The sequence below is a fragment of the Phyllobacterium calauticae genome, from assembly GCF_019991125.1.
GTDB classification, from domain to species: Bacteria; Pseudomonadota; Alphaproteobacteria; order Rhizobiales; family Rhizobiaceae; genus Phyllobacterium; species Phyllobacterium calauticae.
The window spans coordinates 137,478-156,731 of record NZ_JAGENB010000002.1 but is presented as its reverse complement, the minus strand read 5'-3'; the positions used below and the strand labels follow the sequence as shown (position 1 = coordinate 156,731).

The window sequence follows — 19,254 nt, the reverse complement described above, 5'->3', positions numbered from 1 at the left end:
TACCGGGCTACTGACCGTCAATCCCCGCATGCCGGACCCGGCCCTGCACGTCTTTCAGGGCGCGCGGCGTGAGTTCGCAGGCAAGGAACCGCGATGGTTCGACCGGCGCGGGCATTTCGATCTGATGCCCGACAATGGGGCGGAAACCGAATGGCGCATAATAGGGCTCGTCGCCCACCAGGATGACAAGCTTGTGTCCGGCAAGCCGGGCGGCTTCCATGGACATGCGCATGAGCGCCGCGCCGATGCCCTGCTTCTTCCAGGCCGGCCGGACCGCCAGCGGACCGAGCAGCATCGCCGGTGTCTTGCCGATCAGGATGGGCGTCAACCGCACCGACCCCACGACATGCTCGCCGTTCAGCGCGACAAAGGACAGGGTGCGGTCATGCGGACCGCCTTCGCGGATGCGATAGGCGGCACGGGTGAAACGGCCGGGGCCGAATGCTTCCTTGTTGATGTCTTCGATGGCAGCGTCATGCACCGGTTCTTCCGGCGCGTAGGTCACGACATGGGTCAGCATGCTGGGTATCTTCATAAAGGAGTAGACAATGGCCTTTGGCCAACACAGGAAAGTCCGCCGCGCTGTTCAAGCGCCGGTTCGGGTTTCATCGTCGGATGAAGAGGAATCCTGTCACAAAATGTCTCCTTTTTTTCCGCGTAGCATCTCAGCCGCCCGCCGTAAACCGATTTTCGTGCGCCCATGGCAAAAAGTGACACTCTGTTCACCTGGACCGGGGTGGTTTGGACGGCATTTGTGTCTAGGGTCAGGACCCATTAATCTGGTCGAAATGGTACGCGGCCATTTGTTTGGATACAAGGAGCGAAGGCGATGGGAATGTTTATCCATTCTCAAGTCCTTTGCGACGATGTAGCCGGGCAAATGGACCGTATCCTACGGACGCCGAAACGGCTGCAAGCTGCAGTGTCGAGCTGCTCGGCCGGGGGAAGACCCCGCCCTTCGCATCTCTCCTCGCATCTTCTTGCCGTTTCAGGCGCCATTTCGATCATATTAATGGGCCCTGACCCTAGGTATAGGCAATCGGCAATAAACGCAGTTACCGTTGCACGCAGGTTTGCGAGCCAAGGAGCATGAAATGGGTCTTCTGATTGACGGCAAGTGGCACGACCAGTGGTACGACACCAAGGACAGCGGCGGGCGCTTCATCCGTTCGGAGTCGCAGTTCCGCAACTGGGTGACGGCGGACGGCTCTGCCGGCCCTTCCGGCAAGGGCGGCTTCAAGGCCGAGGCCGGGCGCTATCACCTCTATGTTTCCTATGCCTGCCCCTGGGCGCACCGCACGCTGATCTTTCGCGCGTTGAAGAAGCTCGAGGATGTCATTTCCGTTTCGGTCGTCGATCACTTCATGGGCGCCGAAGGCTGGACCTTCCATGCCGTGGATGGAGCCACACCGGATCATCTGTTCGGTTCGAAACGGCTCCACGAAATCTACACGCGCGCGGACCCTTCCTATTCCGGCCGCGTGACCGTACCAGTTCTGTGGGACAAGCAGCAGAACACCATTGTTTCGAACGAGTCCTCCGAAATCATCCGCATGCTCAACACGGCGTTCGATGCCTTTGGCGATGCCTCACAGGATTTCTACCCCGAAGCCCTGCGTGGCGAGATCGACGCCGTCAATGCGCTGGTCTATCCCAATATCAACAATGGCGTGTACCGCGCAGGCTTTGCCACCACGCAGGAAGCCTACGGGGAAGCGTTCGACCAGCTGTTTGCCACGCTCGACCAGCTGGAAGAGCGTCTCGGCAGGCAGCGCTATCTCGCGGGCAATCGGGTTACCGAGGCGGACTGGCGGCTGTTCACCACCCTGCTGCGCTTCGATCCGGTTTATGTCGGGCATTTCAAATGCAACCGGCAGCGCATTGCCGACTATCCGAACCTGTCCAACTATACCCGCGATCTCTATCAGGTGCCTGATGTGGCCGGGACCGTGAACATGCTGCACATCAAGGCGCATTATTACGGCAGCCACAAAACCATCAACCCGACGGGCATCATCCCCAAGGGGCCGCAGCTGGATTTTGCCGCGCCCCATGACCGCGACCGGTTCTGAACTCACCAGGTGAGCGATATCTCGGCGCCGTCGAGAATTTCGGCCAGCCGCCGCCGCGTCGCGGCGGTGGTGCCTTCCGGCAGGGCATCGAGCCGGAAAAATCCGGCCTCGGCGATTTCGCGGTCCGGCAGCCGCGCTGCGGTCTGCCGGAACGAACGGCAGACATAGAGCGCGACGTGGTCGCGCTTTGAGGCATGCGCATTGTGATAGATGGCAAAAAGCTGCGGCCTGGCCGTCAGTTCGATATTGCCTTCTTCCATCAACTCTTTCGCCAGCGTGTGCTCGATCGTATGGCCGGTTTCCACGCCGCCGCCGGGAAACTGCCAGCCGGGCACATAGGTATGCCTGATGAGAAAGACCGACCGCGCCGCTTCGTCAAGGATCACGCCACGCGCGCCCAACGTCATCGGGCGCCGCAGGAGAAAATAGGTGTGAAACAGGCGATGTCGCCATTTCACGCTTTTGTCAGCCATTTCACCGGTCCTAAATGGGAACCCAGTAACGATACAAAGGTTCTAACACTGGATTCCTACGCTACACTCTCTTAAAGCTGAAATAATGTTCCGTCTTGCACATATCTCCGACATTCACCTGTCGCCCCTGCCCGCGCTGAGCCTGCGCGAGCTCGTGTCAAAACGCATCACCGGCTATATCAACTGGCGGTCCAACCGCAAGGGCTCGATGACCGGCGGTACGCTCGATACCCTGGTTGCCGATCTGAAGGCGCAGGCGCCGGACCATCTGGCAGTGACGGGTGATCTCGTCAACCTGGCGCTGGATGAGGAACTGGAGACCGCCGAACGCTGGCTGAAAACCCTGGGCAATCCGCATGACGTGTCCGTTGTCCCCGGCAATCACGACGCTTATGTGCCCGGCGCTTTGAAAAAAACCAGGCGCTACTGGGCACCATGGATGCTGGGCGACCGCGAGGCAGCCGAACAGCGCCCGGTTGAATTCCCTTACCTGCGGGTTCGCGGCGATATCGCCCTGATCGGGGTGTCATCGGCCCGCGCCACCGCACCGTTCATGGCGACCGGCGATCTGCGCGACCGGCAGGCACGCCGCCTCGGCGAAATTCTCGATGAAACCGCCAAGCGCGGCCTGTTCCGGGTAATCATGATCCATCACCCGCCGGTGCGCGGCGCAGCGCCGTCGCACAAGCGCCTGCTCGGCATCGGCCTGTTCCAGCGGACCGTGCGGCGGCACGGGGCGGAGCTTGTCCTGCATGGCCATACGCATCTGGCGACACGCTACGCAATCGACGGCCCCGGCTGGAAGATACCCGTTGTTTGCGTGCCTTCCGCCAGCCAAAGCTTCGGCGGCCACAAGCCGGCGGCCCGTTTCAACATCTTTGCCATCGCGAAGACGGCATCCGGCTGGTCATGCCGCATGACGGAGCGCGGCATCGTGGATGCCGCCATGACCATCGAGACGATAGCCGAGCACGAGCTTCACGTCGGCGCTGTTTCCGCGCCCGTCTGAGCGTCAGAAATAGGGTGAAAGCCGGTCCCAGAAAAAGGCGAGCAGTGCGCCAGCACCCGCGAAAGCACCGATCAGCAGCCAGATGACCGCATTGACGAAATCATTGGCCATCGACCGCTGCTGCCGAAACTGGACCGCCGGTGCCGCCGCCGATTGCGGGGCGGGCTCGGCCGGGCCGGATGGCGCAGCAACAGCCGGGGAGCGCAGGCTGACCCGTTCGCCCTCCATCATGCGCTGCCGTTCGACGATCCGCTCGGCAATGTAGGTGGTGACCGCGTCGGAGATCGGCTTCACCTCGGGCGACTCCGCCAGAACGCTCCGCCCAAGCCTTGTATCCCTGACAAAGCGATAGGTGCGCCTGTCCCGGCCCATCATCACATGCGCGGTGGCATCGATCCACAGGCGCGGCTGCAAGCCGGTGGAAATGGCAAAATCCCACTGCTCGTCATCCGCAGGGACTTCATCGAAAACCGGCTGCAGATCCTGCGCCAGGATTTCGATCCGGGCGAGATCCGCTTCCTTCATGTCGATGACGACATCGCCGCGGTCGGCCGCTGCCACCTGCGCACCGCGAATGGCATCGCCGAGCCTGCGCCTGGCGTCCATCGGGCTGATCTTGTCGTGCATCTCACTCATAGGCGTTTCCGGCAAGTGGGGTTAAGGCATCATTAACAATATGCGTCCGTCGTTGCATCACAAACTTGTCCGAATTCAGCCTGTGCGCACAGTTGTCGAAATGAGATGGATGACCTCGCCCGGAATCTCCTCGACCAGCATATGTCCGGCCCCGTCAAAACGATGTATCGAAAAACGCGGCGGCAGCCCTTCCGATTGATACACCGGCAAAACATTGTCCAGCCGCCCCCATGCAACGGTGACCGGCATGGCGAAAGCCTGCAGGAAATCTCTGGGAATGGTCCCCTGCAAACCGTCTTTCATCATTCGCGCGAGAATGGCATCGAGCCGTTCGATCTGTCCCGGGATCCGGCGCAGGTCCACGTCGCGCCGGATCATCTCTTCAGGAACAGGATTGCGCCAGCCGAACATGCCCTCCAACGCCACCTGAAGCGCGTCATATGTTCGGGCCGCCGCATAATGCCGAAGCAGCCGGCCATTGATATCGGGACCGAAGCCGCCCGGAGCCAGCAAAGTCAGCGAGGCCACTTTTTCAGCGGCAAAGGCGGCAACCAGCGCGGCGGTTGCGCCGCCCATGGAGTGGCCGACCAGATGAACCCTTGGAATATCGCGCCTGTCGAGGTCCTCAACAACCGCCTGCGCGAAATGGCGGGCGGTCACGGCATCGGGGTAATCCAGCGATACACCATGGCCGGGCAGATCGAATGCAAGGGTCGGATGATCAGCGGAAATCGCCGTTTGGACGGCATGCCAGCCGGCGGCGGTTCCGCCAAACCCGTGCAGGAAGACGACGGGTGTTCCCTTCCCCTCACCCATCTCGATTGCGTGCAACTGGTGCATGAAACGCTCCCAACAGAAAAAGGCCGCTTCACAGCGGCCTTTTGCAGATGTCCGGCTTATTTGCCGATGATGCGGTTGGCCGCCGAGACAATGCCCTCAAGCGAGGCGGCAACAATGCTCTTGTTGATGCCGGCACCGAAAATCTTGCCGTTCGGATGCTCGATTTCCATGTAGCTGATAGCCGCCGCATCGGAACCGTGCTGGAGCGAATGTTCGGAATAATTGACGACCGAGAGCCTGAAACCGAGATAGTGCGACAGGGCATCGATGAAGCCGTCAACCGGGCCCGTCCCCCTTCCCTCGATCCGCTTTGTCTCGCCACGATCGGTGATCTCGGCCGAGAGGATGCGCATGCCCTTGTGCTCCGTATCGGGATAGGTGTGGTGATCCACGAATTTCAGGCGGGCATCCGGCTGATCGACATAAAGCTCGATGAACCGTTCATAGATCCGCTTGGACGGCATTTCCTTGCCCTCTTCATCGGTGATCTGCTGGATGTCCTCGCGGAACTCCACCTGCATGCCACGCGGCAGGTTCAAGCCGTAGTCAGCCTGAAGAATATAGGCGATGCCGCCCTTGCCGGACTGGGAATTGATGCGGATGATCGCCTCGTAGCTGCGGCCGACGTCCTGCGGATCGATGGGCAGGTAAGGCACTTCCCACAGGGTCTTGTTGGCCTGCTTGATCGCCTTCATGCCCTTGTTGATCGCATCCTGATGCGAACCGGAAAACGCCGTATAGACCAGCTCGCCCACATAGGGGTGACGTTCCGGAATCACCAGCTGATTGGAATATTCGTAGACTTCCTTCATCCGGTTGATATCGGAGCAGTCGATTTCCGGATCGACGCCCTGCGTGAACATGTTCAGCGCCAAAGTCACGATGTCGACATTGCCCGTCCGTTCGCCGTTGCCGAACAGGGTGCCTTCCACGCGGTCGGCACCCGCCATCAGGCCGAGTTCCGTCGTGGCGATACCCGTTCCGCGATCATTGTGCGGATGCAATGAAATGATCAGGTTTTCACGGTTGTCGAGCTGGCGGCACATCCACTCGATGCGGTCCGCATAGACATTCGGCGTCGACATCTCGACCGTCGACGGCAGATTGATGATCAGCTTGTTGTCAGGGGTCGGCTTGACGATTTCCGTGACCGCATTGCAGATCTCCAGCGCCACGTCAAGTTCCGTTCCGGTAAAGCTTTCCGGCGAGTATTCGAAGCGGAAACCGCCGCCGGCCTTTGCCGCCATGTCGGTGATCATCTTGGCCGCATCGGTGGCAATGGTTTTGATGCCGCCGACATCCTTGTTGAACACAACCCGGCGCTGCAATTCGCTGGTCGAGTTGTAGAAATGGATGATCGGCTTGGTCGCGCCCTGCAGCGATTCAAAGGTACGGGTGATCAATTCGGGACGGCACTGCACCAGAACCTGCAGGGAGACATCGTCGGAAATATTGCCTTCCTCGACGCACCAGCGGGCAAAGTCGAAATCCGTCTGCGACGCCGAGGGAAAGCCGATCTCGATTTCCTTGAAACCCATGTCGAGCAACAAGGCGAACATCCGCACCTTGCGGTCGTGGCCCATCGGGTCAATCAATGCCTGGTTGCCATCGCGCAAATCGACGGAACACCAGATCGGTGCCTTTTCGATGCGTTTGGACGGCCATTGGCGGTCCTTCAGATCAACCAGCGGATAAGGTTCATATTTCTTGCGAGCATCGGGCATGCCCATGGTGCGGGGAGCGGTCATATCGGTCATTTGCTTCTCGTTTCCGGCCGTCTGCGCATCTCTGGCGCTCGTGCGGCACTTTTTCAAGCGTTGGAATGGTCTTGTAAAGGGGTAAGGAGCAAAAAGCCTGGCGGCACTTTCGACCGCCGGACGCTCCTCTCAACGAGCCCGGCGATCGCCGATAAGGTCGAGAAGAAGCGGAAGGAGATAGGCGCGGCTGGTCAAACCCGCAAAAGCGGATTTGGCAAAAGACGACAAATGTGTCTGGCGCGTTTCCATGGGCCAGACAATTAAACGACTGTCCGGCCGGATGCAAGAGGTGTTCGCAGGGAACTCAGTTCTTCTTCAACTCGGCGCTCGTTCCCGAAAGCCACTCGCTGACAACCCGCACGTCGTCATTACCGAGGCCATGATCGGATTTGATCGACTTCGCCTCGACCGTTGCCCCGTGCGCGCGCAGCAGGGTCGCAAGCGCCGGTGCGAACGGCGCATAGGTCTGGTCGGCAACGCCGGAAACCGTCAGGACCCGCGCACCCGCGAGATTGGCATCGGTATTTTCCGTCAGAACCGGCATGGAGCGCAGCAGCACCGCCTGCTTGACCATATCCGGATAGAGCATCATCACCGCGCCAACCAGGTTTGCGCCGTTCGAATAGCCGAGGAATGTCGTGCGGTTGAGATCGATCTTGTACTTCTCCGTCGCCTGCTTCAGGAAACCGGCGAAGGCCTTGGCCTCGACGTGAATGTCCTTCTGGTCGAAGCTGACCGCCGTCAGACGGCGGTACCACCGGCTGGTGCCATCCTGCATGATCCGGCCGCGAACGGCGAGCAGAAGCGCATGCGGCGCGATCTTGGTGGCGAGGGAAACAAGGCTGGTTTCGTCCTGGCCCGAACCGTGCAGGAGAACCATCGCATCGCCATTGGGCTCATCCGGCCGGTAGAGCCGGTATTTGAACGCAAGATCATCCCGCAGCGCGCTCTCGCCCTGTGGAAGAATCTCGCCCTTCACTGCCTTTTTCAACATGCCTGCACCGCCTGTTGCAACGATATTGATGGGCTGCGCCTTCTCTGGCGCGGGCACCACTGCCTGCAGCTTCTGCCCGCAGGCGGCCGTGCTAGTTTTACCGGTAACCGCAAGCGGATCAACCGGGTTCGCCGGGGCCGGTACCTTCGCTGCCGCCGGCTTCTCACAGTCGATGATGATCCGTGCGCTGGCGGGATAGGCCGCAGCGATCAATGAAAGTCCGGCGAGAAGTGCGTAGAGGGTCGGTTTACCCATAAGTTAATCCTGACAGTTGAAGGTTAACTAATTTTGTAAATAGCAGCGGTTGTCCGCCCGGCGCTGCCTGCGTTTTCGGCGCTCGATTCCCTGGAGAATGGATGCTTGCCGCCAAATCCTGTGTCCCCTGACTGACGCCCCCGGCGCTGCATCATTGATGGAGAAGTTGCCTTGCTTGATGATGGTGTCATTCAGCGGCTCTGCTATGTCAATATAATTGTAACAAAATCATGACAGCTCGAAACATTGCGTGACAAATGTTGCTGCCGTGCACCGGTTTCTCCAATGCGGCGGTATGACATGTCAGGCGAAGGGAACGGCAGCCGTGCCGATCGGCAGCTTGGCCTCTTCTTCCGGTTCGACGTGAATGACGACACTCGAATCGGGAATCTGCTGCATCAACGCATTTTCCATGCGGTCGCAGATGACATGGGCGTCCCCGACGCTCATGCTGGCATGTACGACCAGATGAAACTCGATGAACGTCACCCGCCCGGCAATGCGCGTCTTCAGGTCATGCACCTCCAGCGCACCGCCGGCATTGGCCGAGATGATGTCGCGGATGCGCATGGTTTCCTCGGTGGGAACACCCACATCCATCAGGCCCTGCACGGACGACCCGATCACACTCCAGCCTTGCCAGAGGATGTTGAGCGCAACGATCACCGCAAGCAGCGGATCGAGGAACGTCCAGCCGGTGATCACGGCACCGACGAGACCGATGAACACACCGATGGAGGTCACCACATCGGTCATGATGTGCTTGCCATCCGCGAGCAAAGCCGGCGATTTGTAGCGGCGGGCACGGCTGATCAGCAGCGTGGCCCACAGGGCGTTCACGAGCGAGGCACCGCCATTGATCGCCAGACCCAGCCATGGTTCCTCCATGACCTTGGGCATCTCCCAGGCGGACCAGACTTCCCGCAGGATCAGGAGCGCCGCCACAACGATCAGCACGCCCTCGAGCACCGCCGAAAAATACTCGGCCTTGTGGTGCCCGAACGGGTGATTCTGGTCGGCTGGCTTGTGGCTGACACGGATCGCCCACCAGGCGGCAAGCGCCGCCACGACATTCACGATCGATTCCAGTGCGTCGGAGTAGAGCGCAACGGAACCGGTGACGTGATAGGCGGCATATTTCAGTGCCAGCACGCCCATGCCGACGAAAATCGACCAGAATGCCAGTCGCTGGACGACGTTTTCACCTTCCATCAGGCAGCTCGCTCCTTGGCCTTGCGCGGCAGGTGCGCCACGATGTTTTCAATCATGCGCATGCCCGCATTATGCCCGAGGGTCATAATCGATTCCGGATGGAATTGCACCGCCGCAATCGGTTCGCTCTTGTGTTCGAAGGCCATGATGACCCCATCTTCGGTCTCCGCCGTTACAACGAATTCATCCGGCAAGCGCACCGGATCGGCAAAGATCGAGTGATACCGGCCAACGGTGATTTCCTTGGGCAGGCCCGAAAAAATCCTGCCCTGCTTTGTAATCCGGATACGTGACGGTTTTCCATGCATCGGAACGTGCAGCTGCCGCAGCGTGCCGCCATAGGCTTCCGCCAGCGCCTGCAAGCCGAGGCAGACACCGAAGATCGGCAGGTCGCGCTTGCGTGCGTTCTTGATCGTTGCCTTGCAGTCGAAATCCTCCGGCGTGCCCGGCCCCGGCGAAAGCACCACCAGATCAGGTTTCAACCGGTCGAAGATTTCATCGGGCACCGGCGTGCGAACGGTGGTCACGGTGGCGCCCGTCTGCCGGAAATAATTGGCGAGCGTATGGACGAACGAATCCTCGTGGTCGACAAGCAGGATCGACAGTCCCTCGCCGACCCGCGCAACGGCACGTTCTTCCACGGGGATATTGCTCTTGTGCGCCTCGCGCACCGCCGCAATCATCGCGGAAGCCTTGAGTTCGGTTTCCGCCTCTTCCTCTTCCGGAATGGAATCGAACAGCAGCGTTGCTCCCGCCCGCACCTGTGCGATGCCATCCTTGATGCGGATGGTGCGCAGGGTCAGGCCGGTGTTCATATCGCCATTGAAGTTGACCATGCCGATGGCACCGCCGTACCAGGCGCGCGGACTGCGCTCGTTCTCTTCGATGAAGCGCATGGCCCAGAGCTTTGGCGCTCCCGTCACCGTCACGGCCCATGCATGCGACAGGAAACCGTCAAAGGCGTCCATATCCTCGCGCAAACGGCCCTCGATATGGTCCACGGTGTGAATGAGCCGGGAATACATTTCGATCTGGCGGCGGCCGATGACGCGCACGGAACCCGGCTCGCACACCCGGCTCTTGTCATTGCGGTCCACGTCAGAGCACATGGTGAGTTCGGACTCGTCCTTCTTGGAATTGAGCAGCTTGATGATCTGCTCGGCATCGGCAATCGCATCTTCGCCGCGCTTGATCGTTCCCGAAATCGGGCAGGTCTCGATGCGGCGGCCAACCACGCGCACGAACATCTCCGGCGAAGCGCCGACGAGATATTCATTGTCGCCCAGATTGATGTAGAAGGAATAGGGCGACGGGTTGATGGCCTTGAGACGGCGCGAAATGACCGAAGGCTTGGTCTCGCAGCGCTCGTAGAATGTCTGGCCCGGCACCACTTCGAAGAGATCGCCGCGCTTGAAGCTTTCCTTGGCTTTCTTGACGAGTTCCGCATAGTCGCCGGGATTGTGATCGCCGCGACCCGGAATCGTGCTCGTCGGCTTGAATGCTCTGGCTTCGGTTTCGCGCGACAGGCCTTCCGTGGAAGCACCCTCGAACGCGTATTCATACCGGTCCAGCCATGCCTTGGCGGCGTGGTGATCGACAACCAGAATTTCGTCCGGGAGGTAGAGCACGATGTCGCGCTGGTCATCCGGCCGCTTCAACTTGTACTGGATCGGATCGAACTGGAACGCGAGATCATAGCCGAACGCGCCATACAGGCCGAGATTGGCATCCTCCTCGCTGAAGAACAGGGCGACGATGCCACGCAACACCGTAAAAACCGAAGGAATGCGCGAGCGTTCTTCTTCGGTGAACGGACGGCTCGGCAGGGCGATTTCAAGGTCGAGCTTCGTTGCGCCCGCAGCGGAAATCGACACTTCGGCAAGGGCCGAAACCGCTTTGTGGATCGGGCGCAACAGGATTTCACCGCGCTTGTTCAGCGCCTCGATCGTCATATGCCGGCCGTTGGAGGTGATGACAACCGGAGGATCGATAATGGCCGTATCCCAGCGCGTGTAACGGCCGGGATATTCATAATTGGACGAGAAAACTGCCCCGCGCCGTTCATCCAGCCCGTCGACATAGCTGTCGATAGCGCTGGCATAGGCAGTCGCAATGCGTGACCGGGAGATGGTAACACCGCCTGCCGTGTCGAATATTTCCACGTCGCCCTCAATTCTATGCATCATCATTTCCACTCCGTTGCATTTGGCTTTGCGGGCTTCTGGCGGTCAAACAAAAAGGCCGCCCGGAAAACCCGTTGCGGCCCTGATCCCTTTACGTGCGTGCAAAAGGCTGCGTGGCCGCGATCAGCGAGCCCACCACCAGCCATTTGACATAATAACGCGCGTGTTCATGGCGGTGATTGTTAGCGTTACGCGGCGGCGCTTGCAACAGCAAAAATCACCGGCCTGAAAATCGCTCAGAACAACCCTTCGATCAAACCTTGCGCGTTGAGATGAATGCGTTCCGCCGAAGGCGATTTCGGCAGACCCGGCATGGTCATGATCTCACCGCAGATCGCGACGACGAAACCGGCGCCAGCCGAAAGGCGCACCTCCCGCACATGCACCACATGATTGACCGGTGCCCCGCGCAGGTGCGAATCCGTCGAGAACGAATATTGCGTCTTTGCCATGCAGACGGGAAGATGGCCGTATCCGGCGGCCTCCCATTGCCGCAACTGCTCCCGCACGCTGGCATCGGCATCCGCCTCCGCACCGCGATAGATGCGCTTGACCACCGTCTCGATCTTGTCGAACAGGGAGAGCTCATCCTCATAGAGCGGCGAGAACTGAGCCGAACCGCTCTCGGCGAGAGACACCACCTTGTGCGCCAGCTCTTCGATCCCGGCCGATCCCAGCGCCCAGTGTTTGCACAGGATGGCTTGCGCGCCATGGGCCGCGACGAAGTTCTTCACGGTTTCGATCTCGGCATCGGTATCGGCGCTGAAATGATTGATCGCCACGACAACAGGCACACCGAACTGCCGCACATTTTCCATGTGGCGGCCAAGATTGGCACAGCCCGCCTTCACCGCAGCAACATTCTCAAGACCGAGATCGTCCCTGGCAACGCCGCCATGCATCTTCATGGCGCGGACCGTGGCAACGATGACGGCGGCGGCCGGTTTCAATCCCGCCTTGCGGCATTTGATGTTGAAGAATTTCTCTGCGCCGAGATCGGCACCGAAACCGGCTTCCGTCACCACGTAATCCGCAAGCTTGAGCGCGGTCGTCGTGGCAACGACGGAGTTGCAGCCGTGGGCAATATTGGCGAAGGGGCCGCCATGCACAAAGGCCGGATTGTTTTCCAGCGTCTGCACCAGATTGGGCTGCATGGCATCCTTCAGGAGGACGGCCATCGCCTTGTCGGCCTTCAGATCCCGGGCATAGACAGCGGTCTTGTCGAAACGATAGCCGATAATGATATCGCCCAGCCGCCGCTCGAGATCTTCGAGATCGGTTGCAAGACAGAGAATGGCCATGACTTCCGACGCCACCGTGATGTCAAACCCCGACTCCCGCGGAAAGCCGTTGGCAACGCCGCCCAGGGAAGACGCGATGTCGCGCAGCGCGCGGTCGTTCATGTCCATCACCCGCCGCCAGGTCACGCGGCGCGTATCGAGATTGAGTTCATTCCCCCAATAGACATGATTGTCGATCAGGGCTGCCAGCAGATTGTGCGCTGCGGTGATGGCGTGAAAATCGCCTGTGAAATGCAGGTTGATGTCTTCCATCGGGATGACCTGCGCATAGCCGCCGCCCGCAGCGCCGCCTTTCACGCCGAAACAGGGCCCGAGCGACGCCTCGCGGATGCAGATAATCGCGCTCTTGCCGATGCGGTTGAGACCATCGCCGAGACCGACGGTCGTCGTCGTCTTGCCTTCGCCGGCCGGTGTCGGGCTGACCGCCGTCACGAGGATCAGCTTGCCATCGGGAGCACCGCGCTTCGAGCGGATGAATTCCGCCGAGAGTTTTGCCTTGTCGTGCCCGTAGGGAACGAGGTGTTCCGGCGCAATGCCAATCTTTGCACCTATCTCGAAAATCGGTTTCTTGGTTGCAGCGCGGGCGATCTCAATATCGGACTTAACGACAGCCATCGGCATGTCCTCCCCTAGTGGTCCGATTCTGACATTTGCATCCCTTTGATACAAGCCATGGAGGCAAATGTCAGAATCAAAGGACCACTAGCAAGTATGTGACTCCAGTGGAACTTTGAATTTGACATTCGCATGTTCCGCGTGATGTCAAATGGGGTGCGAATGTCAAATTCGTTCCACTCGCGTAGATACGCCAAATAGCATCGCAGAAGCGAAATGGGGATAGTGAGTGCCTCACTATCCCCAGATGCACATCTTTTTTCGGCGGTTTTCCCGCTTATTCGCCCATCGCGATCAGGCTGGCATTGCCCCCGGCTGCGGCCGTATTGACCGAGACCACCTGTTCCAGCGCAAAACGTGTCAGGTATGACGGCCCGCCTGCCTTGGGACCTGTACCGGAAAGACCCGAACCGCCGAAGGGCTGTGTCCCGACAACCGCGCCGATCGTGTTGCGGTTGACATAGACATTGCCGACATCGAGCCGGTCGATGACCTTGGCAACTGTCGCTTCGATGCGCGTGTGCAGACCAAAGGTCAGGCCGTATCCGGTCGAGGCGATCTGGTCGAGCACCTTGTCCAGATCCTTGGCCTTCCAGCGCACCACGTGCAGAACCGGCCCGAACACCTCCTTCTCCAATGCTTCCGCATGATTGAGTTCAACGATATGCGGTGCAAAGAACAGGCCTTCGTCCGGTGCAGTACCGGCATAGCGAACCTTCTGGCTCTTTCGCATCGCGGCAATGTGGGCCGCGAGCATGTCGCGCTGCGTCTGATCGATGATCGGGCCGATATCGGTGGAGGCCAGCGAGGGATCGCCAAGCGTCAACTCACGTGCCGCGCCTTCGATCATCTCAAGCATGTTGTCGGCGATATCCTCTTGCAGGTAGAGGATTCGCAACGCAGAACAGCGCTGGCCTGCCGAACGGAACGCCGACATGACAACATCGTCGGCAACCTGTTCCGACAAGGCTGTGGCATCGACGATCATCCCGTTGAGGCCGCCGGTTTCGGCGATCAGCGGAACGATCGGGCCTTTCTTCGCCGCCAGCGTACGGTTGATGGCCCAGGCCGTATCGGTCGAGCCGGTGAAGGCCACGCCCGCAATATCCGCATGGGATGTCAACGCCGCACCCACCGAGCCGTCACCCGGGACATAAAGCACAGCATCGTTCGGCACACCCGCTTCGTGCAGAAGCCGGATGGCTTCATAGGCGATCAGCGGCGTCTGTTCCGCAGGTTTCGCCACCACGGTGTTCCCCGCAGCAAGGGCCGCCGTGACCTGACCCAGGAAAATCGCCAGCGGGAAATTCCACGGGCTGATGCAGACGAAGGCACCACGCCCGCGATGACGCAGCTTGTTGTCTTCACCTGTCGGGCCGGGCATGGCCTTGTCGGTTGCAAACTGACGACGCGCCTCGGCAGCGTAGTAGCGGCAGAAATCCACTGCCTCGCGAATTTCGGCAATGCCGTCATCGAGCGTCTTGCCCGCTTCACGGGAGAGAAGGTCCATCAGCAAATCACGATTGTTCTCCAGAAGGTCGCCCGCCTTTTCCAGCGCCTTGGCGCGGATTTCCACCGGAACACGCGACCATGAGACGAAAGCCCTTTTGGCAATGCCGACCGCCTTTGCCGCTTCGTCCGCCGTCGCAAACACAACCGTTCCGACGGTCGCGCCGTTGACCGGCGAAATCACATTCTGGGCCTTGCCCGCAGCTTTCACGCCGTCGATCAGCGGAACAGCGTTGACCGTGCGGGATGCCTTGGCGATCCCGCCCAAAAGGGCGGCCAGTTCCTTGCGGTCACCCAGTTCCACGCCGGCCGAATTGGTACGCTTGCCATAGATTTTGGCAGGCAGCGGGATATGCGGGTGACGATAGCCTTTGCCGTCGTTGAGCTTTTCCGCCGGACGCACCAGCAGGTCCGCAATCGGTACATTGCTGTCACCGACCACCGACACGAAAGACGAGTTGGCGCCGTTTTCGAGCAGGCGACGAACCAGATAGGCCAGGAGGTCGCGGTAGCCGCCAACAGGTGCATAGATGCGGCAGGCGATTTTCTCGTCCTTTTCTGTGATCTGCTTGTAGAGGCTTTCACCCATGCCATGCAGCCGCTGGAACTCAAAACCGGTCTTGTCGTCGCCGGCCATTTCCAGGATCATGGCGACCGTCAGCGCATTGTGGGTGGCAAACTGCGGGAATATGCGGGGCCGGGCGTCCAGCATGCGCTTGGCGCAGGCCATGTAGGACGCATCGGTTGCAGGCTTGCGGGTGAACACCGGGTAATCGGGCAGACCGCGCTCCTGCGTCCGCTTCACTTCCGTATCCCAATAGGCCCCCTTGACCAGACGCACCATCATCTTGCGGTTGTGGCGCGCCGCCAGCCGGTCGATGTGGTCGATCACCTCAAGCGCACGCTTCTGATAGGCCTGAATGGCCAGTCCGAACCCGTCCCAGCCATCCAGCGACGGATCGGCAAAGACGCGGTCGATGACATCCAGCGACAGCTCAAGCCGGTCGGCTTCTTCGGCATCGACGGTGAAATTGAGATCGTAGGATTTGGCCTTCTGCGCCAATGCCAGGAGGTCCGGCACCAGTTCGGCCATGACCTGATCATGATGCGTGGCGAGATAACGCGGATGCAGGGCCGAGAGCTTGACGGAAATGCCCATGCGATCCGGCAGCTTCTTGTTGCCCGTGGCCCGGCCGATCGCGTCGATGGCATCGGAATAGGATTTGAAATAGCCGCGCGCGTCCTTGCGTGTGCGGGCACCCTCACCCAGCATATCGAAGGAATGGCGATAACCCTTGGCTTCGTTGGAAGCAGCGCGCTTCAGAGCATCCTTGATGGTTTCGCCGAGAACGAAATGGTGGCCGAGATAACGCATGGCCTGCTTGGTGGCGGTGCGGACCGTGGGAAGGCCGATACGCTTGACCAGCGAGGAAATCACCCCTTCCGGCGTCTCGCCCGGCTTGATCACCTTGGCGGAAAGGCCGAGCGCCCAAGCCGATGCCGATACAAACCACGTATCGCCGCTCGGCTCGTGTTCCGACCACTTGCCCTGCTTCAGCTTGTCCTCGATCAGCTTGTCCTGCGTTGCCGCATCCGGCACGCGCAGCAGGGCTTCGGCGAGAACCATCAGCGCCAGCCCTTCACGTGTGGACAAGCCATACTCGCGCAGGAAATCCTCGACACCGCCGATACCACTCGCTTCCTTGCGAATCGTGGCGATGTATTTGCTGGCACGTGCATCGATACGGCGGTTGACGTCTTCCGGCAGGGCGATGGTTTTCAGCAAAGATGCCACCAGTTGCTGATCATCGACAGCATATGGCGCAGTAAAATCGTTTGAAGACGGCAATGGTCTGGTCATCAGGCTTCCCCTTATTGATTTTTCCCATATAATCTATTCCACTTGGTTCTTCTCACCAATGAACGCTCACAAAGCAGCGCAAAAAACTAAAAATATGGGGTATTTTAGAGATGAAAAACTTGGACAGCCTTGACCGGCGCATCTTGCGCGAGCTGCAGAAGGACGGGCGGCTCTCCAACACCGAGTTATCCGAGCGTATCAACCTGTCGCAAACGGCGACTACGGAACGGGTCAAGCGCCTGACAAGAGACGGCTATATCCTTGGTTATACCGCCAGACTGTCGCCGAAAAAGCTCGACCGCGCAATGCTGGTCTTCGTGGAAATCAAGCTGGACCGCACCACCCCGGATGTTTTTGCCACCTTTGCGGCTGCGACACGGCGCAACCCCGACGTGATGGAATGCCACATGGTCGCCGGTGGTTTCGACTATCTGATCAAGGCGCGCGTCGCGGACATGGAGCACTACCGCCGCTTTCTCTCCGATGCCCTGCTGTCGCTGCCGGGCGTGCGCGAGACGCATACCTATGCCGTTATGGAGGAAGTCAAGGAAACCACCCACCTGCCGGTTTGACCGACCTGCAACCGGATACCTATCGCCATACAACTCCCCGTTCGTTGCCGAACCGGTCGCACTTCATCATCAATGGACGTGTTGAGGGCAAAAGCAACAGCACCGGGCCAGCGGTGTATCGGAGGAGATGGGCTGCTCCGGCTGCGGCATCAGCCATGCTCTCAATCTTGGAGGTGATATGATGTGGCTTAAGCCCTTCAGCATCACCCTGGAAATGAAAAAAACCCGGACTGGCTGGCAAGTCACTATCCGGGTTCTTTTCAAGTAGCCAGGAAAGAGGGTGGGCGAAAGCTCGCCCTCACTCCAAGGCTAAATATAGCATTTTACCCGCCCAAGTCCACTTATTGCTGCAGCACCTGCTTGATATCGATCAGGTTGGAACGCACGCGCAGGATATAAAAACCCATGGTTGTCAGGTGGTTGGGCAACGACCATCCGCCCTCGTTGCCAAAAAAGTCAAGGAAACCACATACCTGCCGGTTTGATCGACCTGCAACTGGATACCTATTGCGACACAACTCCCCGTTCGTTGCCGAAGCGGTCGCACTTCGTCATCAATGGATGTGTTGAGGGCAAAAGCAACAGCACCGGGCCAGCGGTGTATCGGAGGAGATGGGCTGCTCCGGCTGCGGCATCAGCCATGCTCTCAAACTTGGAGGTGGAGCTATGTGGTTTAAACCCTTCAGCATCACCCTGGAAATGAAAAGGATCCGGACTCACTGGCAGGTGACCATCCGGATCCGTTTCATGTAACCAGGAAAGAGGGTGGGCGAAAGCTCGCCCTCACTCCAAGGCTAAATATAGCATTTTACCCGCCCAAGTCCACTTATTGCTGCAGCACCTGCTTGATATCGATCAGGTTGGAACGCACGCGCAGGATATATAGAAACCCATGGTTGTCAGATGGTTGGGCAACAACCAACCGCCCTCGCTGCCATTGGCGATGATCCATGGCGTTATGTTGAGTGCCGAACGGAGCTGTCCGTCCATGCCATCCCATAGGGGGGCCAGGTTCTTCTGCTGCACGACCTGCTTGAAGTCGACCTTTGCCGCATTCATCAGGCCGTAATAGGCGTAGAGCTGGCCATAGGCGAACCAGAACCGGTCATCCGCACGGGTATCGAACCAGCCATAATTGTTCTTCTCCGAGCGATCCTTCAGGATGGCGGAGGTGGAGCCGATATCATTGGCAATACGGTCGATGAACTGCATGAGATTGTCGGCGCGCGCATCGAATACGGCATTGCAGGCTTCCAGCTTCGAATTGAAAGTCCTGAGGTCTTTGACCGCCGAACGGTAATAGCTCGGGGTCGGGGTCTTGGGGCCAAACGGGTTCAGGCCAAAATACCATGCATCCTCGGTGAATTGCAGATTGCCGCGGGCCTTCTGCAGATCGTTGTCGATCTGCGATGTGCCGCGGATACGGCCAAGCGTGTCGACAAGCTCGACAGCTGTCCGGCGCACGGCGGAGTTGATGCCGCGCTGGAACGCCGCCTTGTTGTCAAGGAAAGGCGTATCGTCCCATGACATGCCGAAGAAACCGAGCTTGAACAGCAGCATGGAGGAAATCCAGGCATTCTGGTTCACGTTGAAATCGGTGAGGTCAGCCGTAACTTCGACAATGGCCGAACGGGCGCAGCTCTTGGGTGCCGTTCCCATGGCTTGCGCAGCAACCGGTTCGCCAGCGGCAACGTCACGCTTATCGAAATTATAGACGGCGACGTAATCCGGATTGAAATTCGTCCAGACCTGCGTGACCCAGAAGAAATAGCCGTAAAGCCCGACCCAGAGAATGAGCATCGCACCCACGACTGTCTTCAGGATCCAGCCGCGCTGGGTGTACCAGCGCCCTGCCCACAGGAGCGGCCACAGGATGATACCGACCGCATAGCCGATGCCACGTCCGATCAGATAGAAAATCCGGCTGAAGAAGTTGATGACGGGATCGAGCATTGTGCATCCTTG

The 19,254-nt window shown here is 59.4% G+C and carries 13 protein-coding genes and 2 pseudogenes; 3 read left to right on the top strand and 12 right to left on the bottom strand.

Going from position 1 to position 19,254, the window contains the following annotated elements; all coding sequences use genetic code 11:
- Positions 1–7: 7 nt before the first annotated feature.
- A complete protein-coding gene (locus J1W56_RS06730) occupies positions 8–520 on the bottom strand; it encodes a GNAT family N-acetyltransferase (RefSeq protein WP_223612559.1) in 513 nt (170 codons plus the stop codon).
- Positions 521–1,094: 574 nt separating this feature from the next.
- On the opposite strand from J1W56_RS06730, the gene J1W56_RS06725 reads away from it, so the two are divergent.
- Complete coding sequence (locus J1W56_RS06725; protein WP_223612558.1) at positions 1,095–2,072, top strand: glutathione S-transferase family protein; 978 nt, start codon at positions 1,095–1,097, stop codon at positions 2,070–2,072.
- Positions 2,073–2,074: 2 nt separating this feature from the next.
- Here J1W56_RS06725 and J1W56_RS06720 read toward each other — a convergent pair whose 3' ends face one another.
- Positions 2,075–2,545, bottom strand: coding sequence for an NUDIX domain-containing protein (locus J1W56_RS06720; RefSeq protein ID WP_226904612.1), 471 nt, complete (start codon positions 2,543–2,545; stop codon positions 2,075–2,077).
- An 85-nt stretch (positions 2,546–2,630) separates the two neighbouring features.
- Between J1W56_RS06720 and J1W56_RS06715 the strand changes: the two genes are divergently transcribed.
- Positions 2,631–3,554, top strand: coding sequence for a metallophosphoesterase family protein (locus J1W56_RS06715; RefSeq protein WP_223612557.1), 924 nt, complete (start codon positions 2,631–2,633; stop codon positions 3,552–3,554).
- A 3-nt stretch (positions 3,555–3,557) separates the two neighbouring features.
- On the opposite strand, the gene J1W56_RS06710 is transcribed toward J1W56_RS06715, so the two are convergent.
- The 8 genes from J1W56_RS06710 to putA all read right to left on the bottom strand — a co-directional run bounded on the left by J1W56_RS06710 (position 3,558) and on the right by putA (position 16,717).
- On the bottom strand, positions 3,558–4,190 hold the full coding sequence (locus J1W56_RS06710) for a hypothetical protein (RefSeq protein WP_223612556.1): 633 nt from the start codon (positions 4,188–4,190) through the stop codon (positions 3,558–3,560).
- A 75-nt stretch (positions 4,191–4,265) separates the two neighbouring features.
- Positions 4,266–5,030: an alpha/beta fold hydrolase gene (locus tag J1W56_RS06705; protein ID WP_223612555.1), complete on the bottom strand. Its 765-nt coding sequence runs from the start codon at positions 5,028–5,030 to the stop codon at positions 4,266–4,268.
- A 56-nt stretch (positions 5,031–5,086) separates the two neighbouring features.
- Complete coding sequence (leuA, locus tag J1W56_RS06700) at positions 5,087–6,787, bottom strand: 2-isopropylmalate synthase (RefSeq protein WP_223612554.1); 1,701 nt, start codon at positions 6,785–6,787, stop codon at positions 5,087–5,089.
- Positions 6,788–7,091: 304 nt separating this feature from the next.
- On the bottom strand, positions 7,092–8,036 hold the full coding sequence (locus J1W56_RS06695) for an alpha/beta hydrolase (RefSeq protein ID WP_223612553.1): 945 nt from the start codon (positions 8,034–8,036) through the stop codon (positions 7,092–7,094).
- 303 nt (positions 8,037–8,339) lie between these two features.
- Complete coding sequence (locus J1W56_RS06690; protein WP_223612552.1) at positions 8,340–9,248, bottom strand: cation diffusion facilitator family transporter; 909 nt, start codon at positions 9,246–9,248, stop codon at positions 8,340–8,342.
- Positions 9,248–11,431, bottom strand: coding sequence for an anthranilate synthase (locus J1W56_RS06685; RefSeq protein ID WP_223612551.1), 2,184 nt, complete (start codon positions 11,429–11,431; stop codon positions 9,248–9,250). The genes J1W56_RS06690 and J1W56_RS06685 overlap by 1 nt, the downstream gene beginning before the upstream one ends.
- Before the next feature lie 236 nt (positions 11,432–11,667).
- Positions 11,668–13,347 (bottom strand): formate--tetrahydrofolate ligase, encoded by a 1,680-nt coding sequence (locus J1W56_RS06680; protein WP_223612550.1) that lies wholly within the window; start codon positions 13,345–13,347, stop codon positions 11,668–11,670.
- 277 nt (positions 13,348–13,624) lie between these two features.
- The gene (gene putA, locus J1W56_RS06675) at positions 13,625–16,717 is read right to left on the bottom strand and encodes a bifunctional proline dehydrogenase/L-glutamate gamma-semialdehyde dehydrogenase PutA (RefSeq protein WP_223612549.1); all 3,093 of its coding nucleotides are present in this window, start codon (positions 16,715–16,717) and stop codon (positions 13,625–13,627) included.
- A gap of 110 nt (positions 16,718–16,827) precedes the next feature.
- Here putA and J1W56_RS06670 point away from each other — a divergent pair, with 110 nt between their 5' ends.
- Positions 16,828–17,289, top strand: a complete 462-nt coding sequence (locus tag J1W56_RS06670; RefSeq protein WP_223612548.1) for an Lrp/AsnC ligand binding domain-containing protein — start codon at positions 16,828–16,830, stop codon at positions 17,287–17,289.
- A 341-nt stretch (positions 17,290–17,630) separates the two neighbouring features.
- On the opposite strand, the pseudogene J1W56_RS06665 reads toward J1W56_RS06670, so the two are convergent.
- Positions 17,631–17,717 (bottom strand): annotated as a pseudogene (locus J1W56_RS06665) (DUF2333 family protein); the annotation flags it as partial.
- A 398-nt stretch (positions 17,718–18,115) separates the two neighbouring features.
- Positions 18,116–19,242 (bottom strand): annotated as a pseudogene (locus tag J1W56_RS06660) (DUF2333 family protein).
- Positions 19,243–19,254 lie beyond the last annotated feature (12 nt).